The organism is Streptomyces sp. 891-h, assembly GCF_022760275.1.
GTDB classification, from domain to species: domain Bacteria; phylum Actinomycetota; class Actinomycetes; order Streptomycetales; family Streptomycetaceae; genus Streptomyces; species Streptomyces spirodelae.
In genome coordinates this window covers 483,421-501,436 of sequence record NZ_CP050693.1, presented here as the reverse complement: position 1 = coordinate 501,436, position 18,016 = coordinate 483,421, and the positions used below count along the sequence as shown (strand labels likewise).

General features: G+C 71.9%; 13 protein-coding genes and 1 riboswitch. Of the genes, 11 read left to right on the top strand and 2 right to left on the bottom strand.

The features are described 5' to 3' along the window. Nucleotide 1 precedes the first annotated feature (1 nt). Nucleotides 2–176: riboswitch (cyclic di-AMP (ydaO/yuaA leader) on the bottom strand. A 501-nt stretch (nt 177–677) separates the two neighbouring features. Further along, nucleotides 678–1,301, bottom strand: a complete 624-nt coding sequence (locus HC362_RS02245; RefSeq protein WP_243082083.1) for a helix-turn-helix domain-containing protein — start codon at nt 1,299–1,301, stop codon at nt 678–680. A 174-nt stretch (nt 1,302–1,475) separates the two neighbouring features. Between HC362_RS02245 and HC362_RS02240 the strand changes: the two genes are divergently transcribed. Beyond that, a complete protein-coding gene (locus tag HC362_RS02240; protein ID WP_243082082.1) occupies nt 1,476–2,213 on the top strand; it encodes an ABC transporter ATP-binding protein in 738 nt (245 codons plus the stop codon). After that, nucleotides 2,207–4,684, top strand: coding sequence for an ABC transporter permease (locus HC362_RS02235; protein WP_243082081.1), 2,478 nt, complete (start codon nt 2,207–2,209; stop codon nt 4,682–4,684). Before HC362_RS02240 ends, HC362_RS02235 begins: the two co-directional genes overlap by 7 nt. A 69-nt stretch (nt 4,685–4,753) precedes the next feature. On the opposite strand, the gene aztA is transcribed toward HC362_RS02235, so the two are convergent. Next, nucleotides 4,754–5,461, bottom strand: a complete 708-nt coding sequence (aztA, locus tag HC362_RS02230; RefSeq protein ID WP_243082080.1) for a zinc ABC transporter ATP-binding protein AztA — start codon at nt 5,459–5,461, stop codon at nt 4,754–4,756. A gap of 50 nt (nt 5,462–5,511) precedes the next feature. Between aztA and aztB the strand changes: the two genes are divergently transcribed. The 9 genes from aztB (at nt 5,512) to HC362_RS02185 (ending at nt 18,003) form a co-directional block, all read left to right on the top strand. Next, nucleotides 5,512–6,408: a zinc ABC transporter permease AztB gene (gene aztB, locus HC362_RS02225; RefSeq protein WP_243082079.1), complete on the top strand. Its 897-nt coding sequence runs from the start codon at nt 5,512–5,514 to the stop codon at nt 6,406–6,408. Next, nucleotides 6,405–7,646: a hypothetical protein gene (locus tag HC362_RS02220; RefSeq protein WP_243082078.1), complete on the top strand. Its 1,242-nt coding sequence runs from the start codon at nt 6,405–6,407 to the stop codon at nt 7,644–7,646. The genes aztB and HC362_RS02220 overlap by 4 nt, the downstream gene beginning before the upstream one ends. An 8-nt stretch (nt 7,647–7,654) precedes the next feature. Then, nucleotides 7,655–8,596: a zinc ABC transporter substrate-binding protein AztC gene (aztC, locus tag HC362_RS02215; protein ID WP_243082077.1), complete on the top strand. Its 942-nt coding sequence runs from the start codon at nt 7,655–7,657 to the stop codon at nt 8,594–8,596. Between the two features lie 65 nt (nt 8,597–8,661). Continuing rightward, nucleotides 8,662–9,855 (top strand): zinc metallochaperone AztD, encoded by a 1,194-nt coding sequence (gene aztD, locus HC362_RS02210; RefSeq protein ID WP_243082076.1) that lies wholly within the window; start codon nt 8,662–8,664, stop codon nt 9,853–9,855. A gap of 134 nt (nt 9,856–9,989) precedes the next feature. Further along, nucleotides 9,990–12,770, top strand: coding sequence for a pullulanase-type alpha-1,6-glucosidase (gene pulA / locus HC362_RS02205; protein ID WP_243082075.1), 2,781 nt, complete (start codon nt 9,990–9,992; stop codon nt 12,768–12,770). Between the two features lie 121 nt (nt 12,771–12,891). Then, complete coding sequence (locus tag HC362_RS02200; RefSeq protein WP_243082074.1) at nt 12,892–15,279, top strand: histidine kinase; 2,388 nt, start codon at nt 12,892–12,894, stop codon at nt 15,277–15,279. Continuing rightward, complete coding sequence (locus tag HC362_RS02195) at nt 15,276–15,959, top strand: response regulator transcription factor (RefSeq protein ID WP_243082073.1); 684 nt, start codon at nt 15,276–15,278, stop codon at nt 15,957–15,959. Before HC362_RS02200 ends, HC362_RS02195 begins: the two co-directional genes overlap by 4 nt. A 212-nt stretch (nt 15,960–16,171) precedes the next feature. Beyond that, a complete protein-coding gene (locus HC362_RS02190; protein ID WP_243088317.1) occupies nt 16,172–16,504 on the top strand; it encodes a hypothetical protein in 333 nt (110 codons plus the stop codon). Between the two features lie 173 nt (nt 16,505–16,677). Continuing rightward, a complete protein-coding gene (locus HC362_RS02185) occupies nt 16,678–18,003 on the top strand; it encodes a PP2C family protein-serine/threonine phosphatase (protein ID WP_243082072.1) in 1,326 nt (441 codons plus the stop codon). Nucleotides 18,004–18,016: the final 13 nt, after the last annotated feature.

Below are 18,016 nucleotides of genomic sequence, written 5' to 3'. Positions count from 1 at the left end.
GGTGTCCTCTCCTAGCGCCTGCGAGGTGAGCTGTCGGATTCGGGCTGGAGTGGCCCGGCCATTCCCGTGCGCGAGGCGCAGCGGGCATGACTTCACCCCTAGCCGGGCCGCCGGGTGCGGCTCGGCACGTACTTGGGTCCCCCGCTCCTGCCGCGTGGTACTGGTGCGGATTTCCCTCGCCGGGCGGCAGGATTCGGCGCCCCGGCACGGGAACTCCGGCCGTTCATGGAGGCCGGAGCGAGGACACGGAAACACAATGAATTGCCCTGAGCAAGGCGCTCGATTCACCTCTGCCAGGTCAAGAAGAAATGATCTCGCGATACTTCAACGCTCTGCGGTGGATCATTTTCTGAGCGTAAAGCGGTGAAGTGAAGGGAATTCCGAAAATCTCTTTGATGCAAGGCTCTTGACGGCCCGCCAGAAGATCTTGCCTGTGATGGCACCTGATCGGTGTGTTTCCTGACACAGTGAATGAGCAGGAGCGGCAAGTCTTGTATATCCGGACATTGCAGTTGAAATCTGCTGAAGGTGGCTCTCTTCAGTGCAGCGTTGACCGCCGTTGAATGGGCGGAAGCGTCCGGGGGCGCCATTTCTACTAAGCGGCATCGTACATTGCCGTGCGCGGCCGGTGTTTCCGGAGGGCTCTGTGTTCCCGGATGTGTGATTTCCGGGTGCTGCTACGAGGTGCCGGGTCCGGAGTCCTGCGGGCCTGGGCCGTCGAGTGGGACGCCGAACCAGCGGACGGCGACCGGCCGGGTGCCCGGTTCGGCTTCGGTGCGACGCTGCTGGAAGCGCCGCAGCAGCTCCAGGTAGGCGTCGTGGAACTCCTGGAACTCCTCGCGGGTGAGGTGGAGGGTGCCGCGCGAGCCGTACACCCACTCCGCTTCCTCGGGGCGCGGGAGGGTGTAGCTGTAGGCCAGCTCGATGTCCTCCTCCATACGCAGCCGGTCCAGCTCGCCGACCACGGCGCGCTCGGCCGGCGACAGCCCGGCTGGGGCGGGCCGCCGGACGTCCAGGCCGCGTACCCCGCGCCACCAGCGTTCGCGGCCGCTCGCCGAGTGCTCGGGGTCGTCCTCGATGAACCCGGCGCGCTCGAGCTGCCGCAGGTGATAGCTGAGCGTCCCGGTGTTCTCGCCGAGCTCGGCGGCGAGCGCGGTGGCCGTCGCGGCGCCGGCCGCCGTCAGGCGGCGGAGGATCTTCAGGCGCAGCGGGTGCGCCAGCGCCTTGAGCGCCGCGGGATCGCTGGTGGTGCGGGGCGAGTGGCGCGCGGCGGGACGGTCCTCTTCCGGTGGCTCGGACATGCCCTGAGCTTAGCGCAGAGATTCCTCTGCAGAGCCTGCTCTGCAGAGGCAAGTATGCAGAGAAAATTCTGCAGAGCTTCCTTTGCAGAGTTTTCTCTGCGATCCTGCTTGTCGGCACGCCACGGCCCCGACCGTGCGCGCGCCGAACAACCACAAGGACGGCAGGACGGACATATGGCAGACAGAGCGGTCTCGCTGCGGCAGCTCACCCGCCGGTACGGCACCGGCCCCGGCGCGGTCACAGCGCTGGACGGGGTCTCACTCGACTTCCACCACGGCACATTCACCGCGGTGATGGGGCCCTCCGGCTCGGGCAAGTCGACACTGCTCCAGTGCGCGGCGGGTCTCGACCGGCCCACGTCGGGCTCGGTCACGCTCGCCGGGGCCGAGCTGACCGGGCTGAGCGAGACCCGCCTGACACTGCTGCGCCGCCGGCACATCGGCTTCGTGTTCCAGAGCTTCAATCTGCTGCCGTCCCTGACCGCCGAGCAGAACGTGGGTCTTCCGCTGCGACTCGCGGGGCGCCGCCCTTCCTCAGCGCTCGTACGGGAGGTTCTGGAACGCGTCGGGCTGGGCGGGCGCGGGAGGCACCGGCCCTCGGAGCTGTCCGGCGGCCAGCAGCAGCGGGTCGCGCTGGCCCGTGCCCTGATAACCCGCCCCCAGGTGCTCTTCGGCGACGAGCCGACCGGAGCCCTCGACTCCGCGACCAGCCGGGAGGTCCTGGCGCTGCTGCGCGACATGGTCAGCGCGGAGGGGCTCACCCTCGTCATGGTCACCCACGACCCGGTCGCCGCCTCCTACGCGGACCGCGTGGTCTTCCTCGTCGACGGACGGCTCACCGGAGAGCTGCTCGGAGCATCCGCGCAGGACATCGCCGGGCGGATGGCGAAGCTGGAGGCCACCGCATGCTGACGAGCACCCTGGCAGCGCTGCGCACCCGCTGGGTCGGCTTCACCGGCAGCTTCGTCGCGCTGGCGCTCGGGGTGGGACTGCTCACCGTCATGGGCCTCGCGCTGGCGTCCGCGTCCCAGGCACCGGAGCGGAAGCCGGAGAGATTCGCCGCTGCACCCGTCGTCGTCAAGGGCGCCGACACCCTGCGCGTTCCCACCTCGATCGGCGAGCGGACCCACAAGCTGGCACACCCCCGTGTCGTGCCCGACAGCGTGCGGGCCCGGCTGGAGAAGCTGGGTCAGGTCGTGGAGGACCGCTCTTTCGGAGTGCGGGTCGAGGGCGGCCCCCGGGATCTGGTCGGCCATCCATGGTCCACGGCGTCGTTCGCCCCCTACCGCCTCCGCGAGGGCCGTGCGCCCAGGGCCGACGACGAGGTGGTCGTCAGCGGGGACTGGGCACGGCGAGGCGCCGGTCCGGCCAGGCCGGGGCAGCGGCTGCGCACCGCCGAGGGCCACGTGCGGGTTGTCGGCGTCGTCGGTGGGCTCGGCTTCGAGGACGCCGTCTTCTACACCGACCGGCGCGCCGCCGAGCTCGCGCCGCGCAGCGGACAGCTGGTGGTCGACACCGACGATCCGGGCGCGGTACGCGCGGCTGCCCACGGCAGTGGCGTACGGGTCCTCACCGGTGAAGCGCGGCGGCTCGCCGATCCCGACCCCGACCGGGACAGCGCGGCCCTGACCGCGACGACCGCCATGTTCGGCACCGCCGGCGGCCTCTCCGCGTTCGTCTCGGTGTTCGTGGTCGCCTCCACCTTCGCGTTCGCCGTCGCCCAGCGCCGCCGTGAGTTCGGGCTGCTGCGGATGGCGGGGGCCACCCCTGCGCAGGTCCGCCGTGCGGTCCTCCTCGAGGCGCTGGTCGTCGGCGCGCTCGCCTCGGCGGCCGGCTGCGTGCTGGGCGGGTACGGAGCGCCCGCGCTCGCCCGGTGGGTGGTCGACGAGAAGCTGGCGCCCGGCTGGTTCACCATCCAGCACCACACCTGGCCGTACCACGCGGCCTTCTGGACGGGGTTGCTGGTGGCCCTCGGCGGGGCGGCCGTCGCCTCCTGGCGGGCCGGCCGCACGGCACCGACCGAGGCGCTGCGCGAAGCCTCCGTGGACACCCGCACGATGACGTGGAGCCGTGGGCTGTGCGGCGGAGCCCTGCTGCTGACCGCCGCAGGCACCCTCCTCGCCTCCTTGCTGACCGACCCCGGCGACCTGCTGCACCGCAAGACATATGTGATCCGGCCGATGCTGCTGATCACCGGGTTCGCGCTGCTGGGGCCGCTGCTGGTGCGGCCGCCGGCCCGGCTGGTCGCCCGGCTCGCGGCCAGGCTTCCGGGCGCCGCCGGCCTGCTGATGGGCCAGAACGCCGCCACCGGGGCCAGACGCACGGCGGCTGTCGCGGCGCCCGTCCTGGTCACGGTGGCCCTGGCGGGCTCGCTGCTGGGAACCACCGCGACGCTCAACGAGGCGAAGGCCACCGAGACGCGCGCCCGCACCGCCGCCGACTTCGTGGCCACCGCCCACAGCGAGGACGGCTTCGAGACGGCAACGCTCAGGCGGCTGCGCCGGATCCCCGGCACCGAGGTCTCCGCGACCGCCGCCACCGCCGTCTACACGCTGGAGGACGGGGTGGCGCTCATCAAGTCCGCAGCCCGGGCGGGTGAGCCCGCCGGACTCCGGAGCACGACTCGGCTGCCGCTCGCTTCCGGCTCGGTCGGTGACCTCGACGACGACTCGATCATCGTCAACGAGGAGTGGGCGCACCACACCGTGGGGGAGCGCGTGAACGTATGGCTCGGAGACGGAACCAGGAGATCGCTGCGGATCGCCGCGGTCATGACCACGGGCACCGGAGACAACGGCGCCTATGTCACCCCGCGCAACGCCCGCCATGCGCCGGTCGACCGGGTCGAGGTGCGGCTCGGCGAAGGGACCGGCGCTGCCGAGGCGGCCGCAGCGCTCCGGAAAGCCGTGCCGCGGTCGGAAGGAGAGGTCAGCACCCGGGAGGAGTGGCTGCGGTCGGCCTACCCCGGCACCGACCGCACGACCCGCGTCGGCCTGCTGCTGGTGCTCGGTATCGCCCTGCTGTACACGGGGATCGCGGTTGCCAACACCATGGTGATGTCGACCGCCGACCGGGCGCCCGAACTGGCCCTGCTGCGGCTGACCGGCGCCACCCGGTGGCAGGTGCTGCGCATCGTGGCCGCCGAGGCGCTGATGGTGGTCGTGGTCGGCGGGGTGCTGGGGATCGCGGTGGCCGGGCTCAACCTGGCGGGCATCTGGGGCGCACTGGAACTGCTCTCGGTCCACGCGCCGATCCGGCTTCCCTGGACGGCACTTGGCGCGGTCACCGGGGCCTGCGCCGTGGCCGCCGTGCTCAGCGCGGTACTGCCGGCGGCGCTCCGGCTGCGCCGCCGGTCGGCGGCGCTGTCGACGGCGTGCGCCTGAAGCCGGCGTCAGGGTGCACGTGCCCGTACCCGGCCCCGACCCCGAAGTCCGGCATGCGCCGGACCGGCCCTAGTGGGCCGGGTACCAGAGGCGTCGTAGCGCGCTGTCGGTGAGCACGTCGTCGGGGCGGCCCTCGCCGACGAGCCGTCCGTCCCCCAGGAGCAGGCAGTGGTCGGACGCGCGGGCCGCGTCCAGGTCGTGTGTGGCCTGGACGACGGTCACTCCCTGGGTTGCGGCGGCCCTGAGCACGTCGGTGATGCTCTGGCGTGCGGCCAGGTCCAGGCCTGTCGTCGGCTCGTCCAGCAGGAAGAGGTCGGCCTCCTGCGCGAGCCCCTGGGCGACGAGGGCGCGTTGCCGCTGGCCGCCCGAGAGTTCGCCGAGCTGCCGTCCGGCCAGCTCCAGGATGCCCAGCCGTTCCATGCTGGCGTCCACGACGGAGCGGTCCCGCGCGGTGAGCCGCCGCCAGGCGCCGCGATGAGCCCAGCGCCCCATGGCCACGGTTTCGCGGACGGTGAGGGGGAGGGTGTCGGCGACCGCGCTGCGCTGGACGACGAAGCACGGACGGGAGGTGCGGCTCCGGTGGAGGGCGCCGGAGGTGAGCGGGTGCACGCCCGCCAGAACGCTCAGCAGGGTGGATTTCCCCGAGCCGTTGGGACCGACGACGGCGGTGGTCGCCGAGCGGGGGACGGCCGCGGTGAGTTGACGCAGCACCGGACGCCGCGGGTATCCGGCGGTGACCTGGTGGAGCGCGACCTCGAACGGCGTGGGCTGTGGCATGTCCTCCCCCTTGTTGTTATGACAATCATTTTCATTATAGGCTCCGCAGCATGGAGTGGTTGACCGGCCCGTTCGAAGTGGCCTTCGTCCAGCGGGCCCTGTGGAGCGGAATCCTGGTGTCGCTGATCTGCGCCACGGCCGGGACCTGGGTCGTGCTGCGGGGCATGACCTTCCTCGGCGACGCCATGGCGCACGGCATGCTGCCCGGGGTCGCCGTCGCCTCGCTCTGCGGAGGGAATCTGCTGATCGGCGCCGCGGTCAGCGCCGGCGTCATGGCCTGCGGGGTGACGGCACTCGGGCGCTCGCCCCGGCTCTCCCAGGACACCGGGATCGGGCTGCTGTTCGTCGGGATGCTGTCGCTGGGCGTGATCATCATCTCGCGTTCGCAGTCGTTCGCGGTGGACCTCACCGGATTCCTCTTCGGCGATGTGCTCGCCGTACGCGAGCAGGATTTGGTCGACCTCGCGGTGGCGCTGGGCGTCGCCGTCCTCGCGTCCGCGCTGGGCTACCGCTCGTTCCTGGCACTCGTCTTCGACGAGCGGAAGGCCCACACCCTCGGGCTGCGCCCCCGCTTGGCACACGCGGCGCTCCTCGGACTCGTCACGCTCGCCATCGTCACGTCGTTCCACGCGGTCGGGACACTGCTGGTCTTCGGGCTGCTGATCGCCCCACCGGCGGCGGCACTTCCGTGGTCGCGGCGCGTTCCGACGGTGATGTGCGGCGCTGCGCTGTGCGGCGTGGCCGCGACCTTCGGCGGGCTCCTGCTCTCCTGGCACCTGGGCACGGCCGCCGGAGCGACGATCGCTGCGGTCGCAGTGCTGCTGTTCTTCTGCTCCGCGCTGGTCTCCCGAGTCCGCGACCGCCGAGTGGAGTACGCGCAGCCAGACCCCGAGGCCGCGGAGCACGAAGAGCCCGAACAGCGACTGGAGTACGAGCACTCATCATGACCCGGAACCCGAGCAAGGCCGCAGCGGCCTCGATCACAGCGCTCACCCTGGGGCTGCTCCTGGCGGGCTGCGCCGAAGGCGACGGCAAGGAGGAAGCGAGAGCGGGGAGCGGGAAGAAGTCCGCGTCCCCGAAGCCGCACGGATACGTCGCGGGAGCGGAGGAAGCCGCGGAGCAGCAGTCCCGCCTCGTACTGGGAGACAGCCGGAGCGGCACCGTGGCCGTGCTCGACCTCATCGAGGGCGGGACCGAGCAGCTGGGCCGGATGCGCGAGGGCGCGGAGCTGGTCACCGACGGCCGGTTCGCGTATGCCAACTCCGGCGGCGGCTCACAGGTGTTCGACAGCGGCGCATGGATGGTCGACCACGGCGACCATGCGCACTACTACCGCGCCAAGGCCCGTGCTGTGGGGACGGTTCGGGGGAAGAAGGCCGAACACGTCCACAGCAGCCCGTGGCTGACGGCTGTCACCTTCGCCGACGGCACCGCACGGCTGGTGGACCACGGCCGCATGGAGAAGGGGCGGATCAGCATCTCCGTCACCATCGAGGACGTCGACCGGGGTCCTGTCGTTCCGCTGGGCGAACTCGCGCTCGTTCCCGTCGCGGCAGCCGGCTCGGACACCGCGCTCGAGGTGCGCGACCGGAACGGCAGGAAGAAGGCCTCCCTCGATGAGAAGTGCCCCGGACTGCGCGGCGCCGCCGTGACGCGCAGCGGCGTCGTCTTCGGGTGCGCGGACGGCGCGCTGTTCGTGACGGAAAAGGGGAAGAAACCCCGCGCGGAGAAGATCCCCTTCGGCCGCGAGGTGCCCGCCGCGGAACGGCCTGATGCCTTCCGTAGCCGCTCGCAGGGCACCACCCTCACGGCGAAAGCGGGAGACAAGGGCGTCTGGGTCCTGAACGTCACCGAACGCGACTGGAAGCTGCTCGAAACCGGACCGGCGGCAGCGGTGAACAGCGCGGGCGCGGGGATGCCGGTTCTGGTGCTGAAGAAGTCCGGCACGCTGAAGGCCTACGACGCGTCCGACGGCAGGGAGACAGCGAGCAGAAGAATCCTGGCCAAGTCGTCATCGGAAAAGGACGCCGCACGCTCGGTCATCGAGATCGACGCCGGCCGCGCCTACATCAACGACACGGCGGCCAAGAAGGTCCACGAGATCGACTACAACGACGACCTGCGCAAGGCCCGTTCGTTCCCCGTGGACTTCACCCCCTCCGAGATGGTGGAGACGGGGCGGTGAGCGCGGCCATGACGTCCTCTCACCCGCGCCTGCGGCGCCGGGCACTCGGCGCCCTCCTCCTGGTCTGCGCGCTGCTCGCCGGGCTGGCGGGATGTTCCGGTACCGCGGACAGGCGCCCCACCGTCGTGGTGACCACCAACATCCTCGGCGACCTCACACGGCAGGTCGTCGGCGGGCAGGCCGAGGTGAAAGTGCTGATGAAGCCGAACGCCGACCCGCACTCCTTCGGCGTCTCGGCCGCCGAGGCCGCACAGATCGAGGGCGCGGATCTGGTGGTCTACAACGGCCTGGGACTGGAGGAGAACGTGCTGCGCCATGTGCGGGCGGCCAAGGAGGCGGGCGTCCCCACGCTCGCCGTCGCCGACGCGGTGCACCCAGTCACCTACCGGTCGGACGAGACGGCGGGAGAGCCCGACCCGCACTTCTGGACGGACCCCTACCGGGTGCGAAAAGCAGTCGGGATCATCGGGAAGCACGTCGCCCGCCACGTCGACGGGGTCGACAAAGGCACCGTCAAGGCACGAGCCGCCGCCTACGGGAAGAAGGTCGGGCAGCTCGCCGCGTGGATGGAACGGCGCTTCGACACCATTCCCCCACAGCGGCGGAAGCTGGTGACCAATCACCACGTATTCGGCTACCTGGCGCGCCGCTTCGATTTCCAGATCGTCGGCACGGTGATACCCAGCGGCACCACTCTGGCCTCGCCCAGCGCCGCCGACATGAAGGCGCTCGCCACGACCATCGACAAGGCCGGAGTAAAGGCGATCTTCGCTGACTCCTCGCAGCCGGAGCGTCTGGCACGTGCGCTCAAAAGGGAGAGCAAGGTCGAGGTGTCGGTGATCCCGCTGTTCTCCGAGTCGCTGACGGAAAAGGGCAAGGGCGCCGCCACCTATCTGCAGATGATGCGCTTCAACACCGAGGCGATAGCGCGCGGACTCGGCAAATCCTGACAACAGCGCAGCACAGGACCGCCGCCCTGCCATCCGCGGCGGACCAGGAAAGGAAGAAGGACACCATGAGCAGCAGCAGTTCGCGCGTGCGCAGGGCGGCGACGTTCTCCGCGCTCCTCTTCACCTCGGTCGTCATGACGGCATGCGGTGCGGAGAACACGGACGACAAGTCGTCGGCCAAGTCCACGGGCAAGCGGTCAGCCGCCACCGTCGAGGACCCCCTCGCGGTCACGCACGACGGCGGGATATACGTGCTCGACCCGGAATCCCTCAAGGTAGTCGGGGACGTGCCGCTCAAGGGATACAACCGGGTGAACCCGGCAGGTGACGACAAGCACATCATGGTGTCCACCTCGCAGGGCTTCCGAGTGCTCGACGCGACCCGCCGACAGCTCACCGCCACCCGCTTCGACGGCGCCGAGCCCGGCCATGTGGTGCGGCACGCCGGGAAGACGGTGCTCTTCACCGACGGCACGGGCGAAGTCACCGTTCTCGATCCGGCCGAACTCGGAAAGCGGAAGCCGAAGACCGAGACGTACACCTCACCCTCCCCGCACCACGGCGTCGCGGTCGAGCTGGAGAACGGCGAACTGGTCACCACCCTGGGCACCGCCAAGAAGCGCACGGGAATCGTCGTCCTCGACAAGAAGCGCAAGGAGATCGCGCGGAACGAGAAGTGCCCCGAGGTGCACGGTGAGGCGGCCGCCGAGGACGAGGCGGTGGTCATCGGCTGCGAGGACGGCGTTCTCCTCTACAAGGACGGGAAGATCACCAAGATCGACAGCCCGACCGAGTACGGCAGGATCGGCAACCAGAAGGGCTCCGAGAAGTCGCCCGTCGTGCTCGGCGACTACAAGCAGGACCCGGAGGCCGAACTGGAGCGCCCTGAGAAGATCTCCCTGATCAACACGGAGACGGGCAAACTGAAGCTCCTCGATCTGGGCACCAGTTACAGCTTCAGGTCCCTGGCTCGCGGTCCCGAGGGCGAGGCGCTGGTGCTGGGCACGGACGGGAAGATCCACGTCATCGACCCAGGCAAGGCCGAGGTGAGCCGGACCATTCCGGCCGTGGACAAGTGGCGTGAGCCGCTGGACTGGCAGCAGGCGCGCCCGGAGATCTTCGTACGGGGCGGGACGGCCTATGTCACCGAGCCCGAGCGGAAGAAGGTCTACGCGATCGACCTGGAGTCCGGGAAGCGGAAGGCGACCGGCACCTTCGAGAAGAAGCCGAACGAGATCACCGGAACCGTCAGCGAGTAGCCGTGGCCGGGGCCGGGGGCGTTCGGGGCGGAGGGCGCGGAGGGCGCGGAGGGCGGCGCAAAGCCTTCCGTAAGTTTCAGCAAGCTGTTACGGTCCCGTCGCTCCCGCCCGCCCTCGCCCCAGACGGAGGCCGCATGAAGGCACGTACGCCCAGGCTCCGCACCTTCCGCTCCTTGCGCACCCTCCGCTCCAGAGCTCTGGTCGCAGCCCTGACGCTGTCCGCCTGCGCCACAACGGCCCTCGGCGCGGCACCCGGAGCCGCTCTCACTCCGGGCACGAGCGCGCCGGGAACCGCGGCGTCCGATGGGGGAGAGGCCACCGACCTCAGCACAGCGCGGGTGCAGTGGATCGACCGTACGACCGTGGCCTGGCCGAGGAACCTGGGCGATCACACGGCACCCCACCGCCTGGTCACCGACCGCGAAGGCGACCTGGCGGTACGCGACGGAAAGCTCACCGGCGGCGGCCGGGAACTGCCACTGGAGCGCGTGCCCGGCGGCCTCAGCGATCGACAGCGCGCCAAGTGGCCGCACCTGTCCGGCGCGTACGACGCCTACCGGGTGTCCGAGCAGGACCCGGGAGCGCTGCGCGGCGCACTGCGCGGACAGGTGGTGGCAACGGCGGGCGAGGACAGGCTCTCGGCCGCCACCGGCGTCCAGCTCCCCGGTGTCCTGGACGACTTGTACGCGGACGAGGGCGGAGCCGAACACGCGCGCCTGGGACCCGCCTTCCACCAAGGGCGCCGGACCTCCCTGGCACTGTGGGCGCCGACAGCGCAGCGCGTACGGCTGCTGGTCGGCGGCCGGGCCGTGCCCATGCACCGGGACGAGGCGAGCGGCGTCTGGCGCGCCACGGGCAACTGGCGTGACGTCCGCTACCGGTACCGGGTCACGGTGTGGTCCCCCAGCGCGGGCAAGGTCGTCACCAACGACGTCACCGACCCCTACTCGACGGCTCTCACCGCGGACTCCCGACAGAGCGTCGCCACCGACCTGTCCGATCCCCGGCTCGCACCGCCGGGCTGGTCCCGGCTGCGGAAGCCGCGTCCCACCGCGCTGCGCAACGCCCAGATCCAGGAGCTGCACATCCGCGACTTCTCCCGCGACGACCGCACGGTTGCAGCGCGCGAGCGGGGCACCTACCGGGCGTTCACCGAACGGAACTCGGACGGCATGCGCCATCTGCGGAAGCTGGCCCGCGCGGGAACCTCCCATGTACATCTGCTTCCCGCCTTCGACTTCAGCTCCGTCCCCGAGCGGCGCACCGACCGGCAGCAGCCGCAATGCGAGTTGGCGAAGCTGCCCCCCGACTCGGCCGAACAGCAGCAGTGCGTACGCGAGACCGCCGGGCGCGACGGCTTCAACTGGGGATACGACCCCCAGCACTACACCGTCCCTGAGGGCTCCTACGCCGCACGGCCCGACGGCCCCTCGCGCACCCGCGAGTTCCGCGACATGGTGCGCGGTCTCAACCGCGCCGGACTGCGCACCGTCATGGACGTCGTCTACAACCACACCACCGCCGCCGGGCAGGACCCGCGCTCCGTCCTGGACCGCGTGGTGCCCGGCTACTACCACCGGCTCGACGCCGACGGCCGCGTCGCCACCTCCACCTGCTGCGCCAACACCGCGCCCGAACACACCATGATGGGCAAGCTCGTCGTGGACTCGGTGGTCACCTGGGCCCGCCAGTACAAGGTGGACGGCTTCCGCTTCGACCTGATGGGCCACCACCCCAAGGCCAACATCCTCGCCGTCAGACGTGCCCTGGACGCGCTCACCCCCGCCCGCGACGGCGTCGACGGCAAGCACATCCTGCTGTACGGAGAGGGCTGGAACTTCGGCGAGGTCGCCGACGACGCCCGCTTCACCCAGGCCACACAGCGCAACATGGCGGGAACCGGAGTGGCCACCTTCTCCGACCGCGCCCGCGACGCCATCCGCGGCGGCGGCCCCTTCGACGAGGACCCCCGGGTGCAGGGCTTCGCCTCCGGCCTCGCCACCGACCCCAACCCCTCGCCCGCGAACGGCAGCCCGGCGCAGCAACGTGCCCGGCTGCTCCACTACCAGGACCTCATCAAGGTCGGACTCAGCGGCAATCTGGCCGGCTACCGCTTCACCGACTCACGCGGCCGCAGCGTCACCGGCGCCGAAGTCGACTACAACGGCGCCCCGGCGGGCTACGCCCGACGACCGGGCGACGCACTCGCCTACGCCGACGCACACGACAACGAGACGCTCTACGACGCGCTCGCCTTCAAGCTGCCGGCCGGCACGACGGCAGCGGACCGGGCCCGGATGCAGGTCCTCGGTATGGCCACCGCCACGCTCTCGCAAGGCCCCTCGCTCTCGCACGCGGGCTCCGACCTGCTCCGCTCGAAGTCCCTGGACCGCAACTCCTACGACTCCGGTGACTGGTTCAACGCGCTGCACTGGGACTGCCGCCGGGGCAACGGCTTCGGCCGCGGCCTGCCCCCGGCGCCGGACAACGAGGCGAAGTGGCCCTATGCGAAACCGCTGCTCACCAACCCGAAGCTGTATCCGGACTGCGCACGGATCACCGCGACCGCCGCCGCCTACCGGGACCTGCTGCGCATCCGTACCACCGAGCCGGCCTTCGGCAAGAAGACCGCGGCCGAGGTGCAGCGCTCCCTCTCCTTCCCGCTGTCAGGCCCGGCGGCCGGCGAGAAACCAGGGGTGATCACCGCTCGTCTGGACGATCTGGTGCTGGTCTTCAACGCCACTCCGCAGCGCCGGACCCAGCGCGTCCCGGCGCTCGCCGGCCGTGGGTATGCCCTGCATCCCCTCCAGGGGGCCGGCGCCGATCCGGTGGTGCGGCGGTCCGGCTACGAGAAGGCCACCGGCACCTTCACCGTGCCGGGCCGCACCGTCGCCGTCTTCCGGCAGCGCCCCTGAGCGCCGACGGGTTTTCTCCGTCCCTGGTTGGAGAGTGCTTTTCTCTATCCCTGGTTGGAGGCCGCCATCACCCTGCGGCCCGATGCCCGGGGCCCTGGGCGGCCATAGCCTGAAGCACATCATGGAACGAACCGACGACCGGTTCTGGCCGGTCCTGCTGCTCGTCGTCCAGGCCGCGGTCTGGCCCGGCGCCGCGCTGGTGCGCGGCGCCGGGCCGACAGCCGCCGAACTTCTCGCCGCCCTCCTGACGGACGGCCTGGTGGCGGCGGCTCTCGCGACGCGCCGCACCCGGCCGGTGCCCGTGCTGCTCCTGACCACCGTCGCCTGCGCGGTCGCCGCCGGACCGCTGCCCACCGGCGCGGTGGCCGTGCTCGGGACCGTGGGCGTGGCCCTGGCGCTGTTCACGGTGGCCCTCGAACGGGACACCGTCACCGCGCTGCTGTGCGTGGTGACGCTCGCGGTGTGGCAGGCCGTGCACGGCGTCACCCTGCACGGGCTCGGCGACCGGCAGGGGCTCGGCCTCGTGGCGACCGCCCTGCTCTACGCCGCCGTCGGGGGCACGGGGCTGCACCTGCGGCGGCTGCGCGCGGCCCGGCAGACCACCGAGCGGCGGCTGCACCGCGCGGAGGCCGAACGCCACCGGCTCCCCGCGGCGGAACGCCGCCGGATGGAGCGGGAACTGCACGACGTCAGCGCGCACCACCTGACGGCGGTCGTCGTCACGGTGGAAGCCGCGCTCGGGTTGCGCGAGAGGCGGCCCGAACTGGTCGGCCAGGCCGTGGAATTCGCCGCCGCGACCGGCCGCGAGGTGACCCGCGCACTCGGCGCGGTGCGGGCCCCGAAGCCCTCAGCGGAGGAACTCCCCGCGCCTGAGGAACGGCTGCGGGAGCTGGTGACCGGATTCCGCACCCTGGGACAGTCGGTGAGCTGGGAGATCGACGCGCTGCCCGAGGGCTCCGTCGGCGACGCGGCGTACGGAATCGTGCGCGAGGCACTGACCAACGCGGTGCGCCACGCCCCGGGTGCCGCCACCACCGTGCGGTGCCGCTACGGCGACGAGCACACGGAGGTCGTGGTGCGCAACGCGCCGCCGGGCCCGGCAGCCGACATGGCGCCGCGCGGAGCCGGACTCGGCGGCGGACGGGGCCAGAACTTCCTGCGCGGCCGGGCACGCGAGGCGGGGGGCACGCTCACCACCGGACCGACACCGGAGGGAGGCTGGGAGGTACGCGCGCTGCTGCCGGGCCGCACCACGGTTCCGGCACCGGCCTCCGTACCGCGTACCTACCGCCTCGCCCAGTTCGCCGCCGCCGCTGCGCTGTGCTTCCACCCGCTGCTGCCGAGCCTGATCATCAGGGACGGTACGACGCCTGCCGGACCTGGTGTCTCCGCGGGCGCGCTGTTCGCCCTGCTCGCGGCCGGGCAGGCGCTCGCGCTGCTGTGGCTGCGACGGGCCCCGCGGACCACGTGGGCCGGGCTGCTGGCCCTCGCCGCGCTGTGGCCTGCCGCGATGGCCGTGAGCGACTACGCGGGGCCGGTGCTCCTGCCGCCCGCGCTGAGCATGCTCGTCACCTGTGCGGCGCTCGCCATGACGGCGGCGGCTCACGACGCCGAGTCCGCACCGCCCTCCGTACGGCAGGACGCGGGCGCGCGTACGGCCCTGCCGCGCCGGGCCGTTCCCGTCCTGGTCGCCGGGGTCCACGCGGCAGCGGCGGCCGCCGCCGTGCTCGGCCGCGGCGGCACCGCGTCCGGCTGGGCGGCCATCGGGACCGCGACCGGCACGGCGGCCCTGGCGGCGGCCGTCGCCTGGTCGTCCGGAACCTGGTACGGCAGGCGTCGCAGGGCGGCACGGGACGCCGACGAGGGCCGGCTCGCGGCGTGGACGGAGGAGGCGGTGCGGGACGCGTGGGCCGAACGCCGCCGCATCACCGCCGGGTTGGAGACCACCGTGCTGGCCCGCACCGCGGAAGTGGTGACTCAGGCCGAGGCAGGGGAGCTGGAGCGGACGGCGGAGCGGGCCCGCGAGGCCCTGGCCGCCATGCGGTCCCTGCTGGAGGCGGTCCGGGACGGCGAGGAGCACGCCGAGCTGAGCCCGCAGCCCACCCTGCACGCCCTCGACCTGCTCGTACACCAGTGGCAGGCCACCGGCAGGCAGGTCGAGGTGCGGCTGACCGACCGGCTGCCGGAGCGGCTGTCGGCAGAAGTGGACCTCGCTGCCTACCGGGCAGCGGAGACGGTCCTGGAAGCCGGCGGGGACGAGCCGGCCGTGCTGGTGCTCGACGCCACTGACGAAGCCGTGACCCTCACCGCCACCGGCGTTCCCCGCGCCACCCGCCGCTCGACGCGGGACCGGCTGACGGCGCGGACCGCGCCGCTGGGCGGGACGCTGACCGTCGAACAGCCCGGTACGCTCCTGCTGCGCCTGCCCCTGGCCACGGCGCCGGGTGACCGAGCCGCTGTCCCGGCCGCTGACGGGGCCGGCGGGGGAGACGAGGAGGAAGCCCGATGAGCCTCACGGTGCTGGTCGTCGACGACCAGAGCGTCGTCCGGGCAGGCTTCGCCGCGGTCATCGACGACGAGCCCGGTATGAGGGTCGTCGGAGAGGCCGGGGACGGTGCCGAAGCCGTGGCCCTCGCCGAACAGCTCGCGCCCGACGTGGTCGTCATGGACGTACGGATGCCCGGACTCGACGGTATCGCCGCCACCAGAATCCTCACCGGGCGCGAGAACCCGCCCCGGGTACTGGTGCTGACCACCTTCGACCTCGACGCCTACGTCTTCGACGCGCTGCGCGCCGGAGCGTCCGGCTTCCTGCTCAAGGACGTGCAGGCGGCCGAGCTGCTGGACGGAATCCGCGTCGTGGCGGCGGGCGAGAGCGTTCTGGCCCCGTCCGCGACCCGCCGGCTGATCGGCCATTTCGCCGCCGGCTCGCCCACCGGGCCGCGCGGCGGCCAGGACGCCGGGGCCCTGGGCCGGCTGACCGGGCGGGAGCGCTCCGTCCTCACGCTGGTCGCCTCGGGGCTGAACAACGCGGAGATCGCCGGTGAACTCGGCATCACCGTCGGCACCGTCAAGTCCCATGTGAACGCGCTGCTCCGCAAGCTCGGGCTGCGCGACCGGGTCCAGGCGACGATCCTCGCCTACGACCTGGGCCTCGCCCGTGCGAACCCACCAGGTGCGCACGGCTGATCCGGCGGCGGTTTCCGCCGGACCGCTCTCCTGTGCGCCGCTGTGAGACAGCTCGATACGCCCGGATACGCCTGTACGCCGCAGTACGCCGTCGCCGTCGCCGTCGCCGTCGCCGTCGCCGTGCGCCGTCGAGACGGCGTGCTGTGCGCGCGCCGTCGCTCGACGAAAGGACCGTGCAACCGATGAACACCACACCCGAGGAGCCCGACCACATGACCGACTCCCGTTCCGAGCCCGCCGCCCTCCGCGCCGTACGCGACGCGCTGCGCACCGTGCCGGCCCTGCTGTACCTCGCCGTCTGTGCAGCCCTGCTCGTCTGGGCCGTGGTGGTGAGCGCGGGCGACAACCCCGACGCCTCCCTCGCAGGGGTGGTGCCGCTGCTCGCCACGGCGCCGGTGAGCCTGGTGCTGCTGGCGCTGCCGGACCACCTCTCGATGGTCTTCGTCGCCGTCGGCCTCGGTGCCCTGGTCAACGCGGTGCTCATCGGCTGGTGCGCCCGCGCCCTGCGCCGAGGCCGCCGCACCGGCTCAGGGCCGCTGGCCTGAGGGCGGCCCGCAGCCTCGTCGCAGCAGGTCAGCGCCCGTTCGCCGAGGGTGAGGCCAGTGCTCTCCCGGACATCCGTCGGCGTTTATCCGGCGGGCCGAGCGGGGACCGCGTGGGGCGAACAGCACGCGGAAACCACATCCGGGAAAGGCCGGTCTGCTCCCTGGGAGAGCTCATGAGCTCCAACAATGGCTCGGACCTCGGTAACGGCGTGGAGCCGGAGGAGTTCTTGCCGCAGAGCGCGACGGAGCGGTCGGCGATGCTGGGCGCGCTGATCAGCGCCAGTCACCTCTCGACGCTGGAGGAGCTCCCCGGCCATCTGAGCGAGCAGGCCGCCCGCGTCGGACTGACCGAGGTCGTCATCTACCTGGTCGATCTGCAGCAGGAACTGCTGGCGCCGCTGACCGCCCATCCGCCGCCGGCCGGTGGCGAGGGCCTGCGGCCGGACGAGATCAGGGTGGAGGGAACCGTGGCGGGGCGGGCCTTCCAGCACGGCGAGGTGCTCCCGGCCTCGCCCGCCGATCACGATCACTGGTGGGTGCCCCTGGTCGACGGGACCGACCGGCTGGGGGTGCTGTACATCACCGCGCCCGGCGCCGACGCTGCCGCCCAGGTGGACATGCGCCGACTGGCCGGACTGGTGTCGCTGCTGGTGGTCAGCAAACGCGGACTGAGCGATTCCTACAGCCGGCTGGTGCGCCGTCGGCGGATGGACGTGGCGACCGAGATGGAATGGCGCCTCATGCCGGCCCGTACCTTCGCGACCGACAGCCTGATGATCAGCGCACTGATGGAGCCCGCCTACGAAGTCTGCGGCGACGTCTACGACTACGCCTTCGACGGCCGGGTCGCCCACCTGGCCATCTTCGACGCGATGGGGCACGACACCGCCGCCGGACTGACGGCCAACCTCGCCCTCTCCGCGGCCCGCAACGCCCGCCGTGAGGGAGCCGATCTGGTCCGCACCGCGGGGGCCGTCGACCGGCTCGTGGCCGAGCAGTTCTCCGGCGAGCGCTTCGTCACCGGAGTTCTGGCCGACCTGGATGTGGCCACCGGAGAGCTGCGGTGGCTGTGCTGCGGGCACCCGCCGCCCGCCGTGGTGCGCGGACACGGAATCGTCCATCTGGAGTGCGCGCCGACCCCGCCGATGGGGGCCGGCTTGGGCATACCCGGCAATCTGTGCCACAGAGAACTCGAACCCGGCGACCGGCTGTTGCTGTACACCGACGGCATCACCGAGGCCCGCAGCCCCTCGGGCGAGGAGTTCGGACTGGGCCGCTTCGTCGACTTCCTCATCCGTCACCAGGCCGACGAGTTGCCGGTCCCCGAGACGCTGCGCCGGCTCATCCGGCACCATCTGGACTACCACCAGGGCCGGCTGGGCGACGACGCGACCGTGCTGCTGGCGGAGTGGCACGGGCCGGCCGGGCTGGAGATCGAAGGGGTCAAACAGATGGCGGGCGTTCCGGACGTCGCGGACGTGCGCGGCCTCGACGTGTAGCGAGCCGCCACGG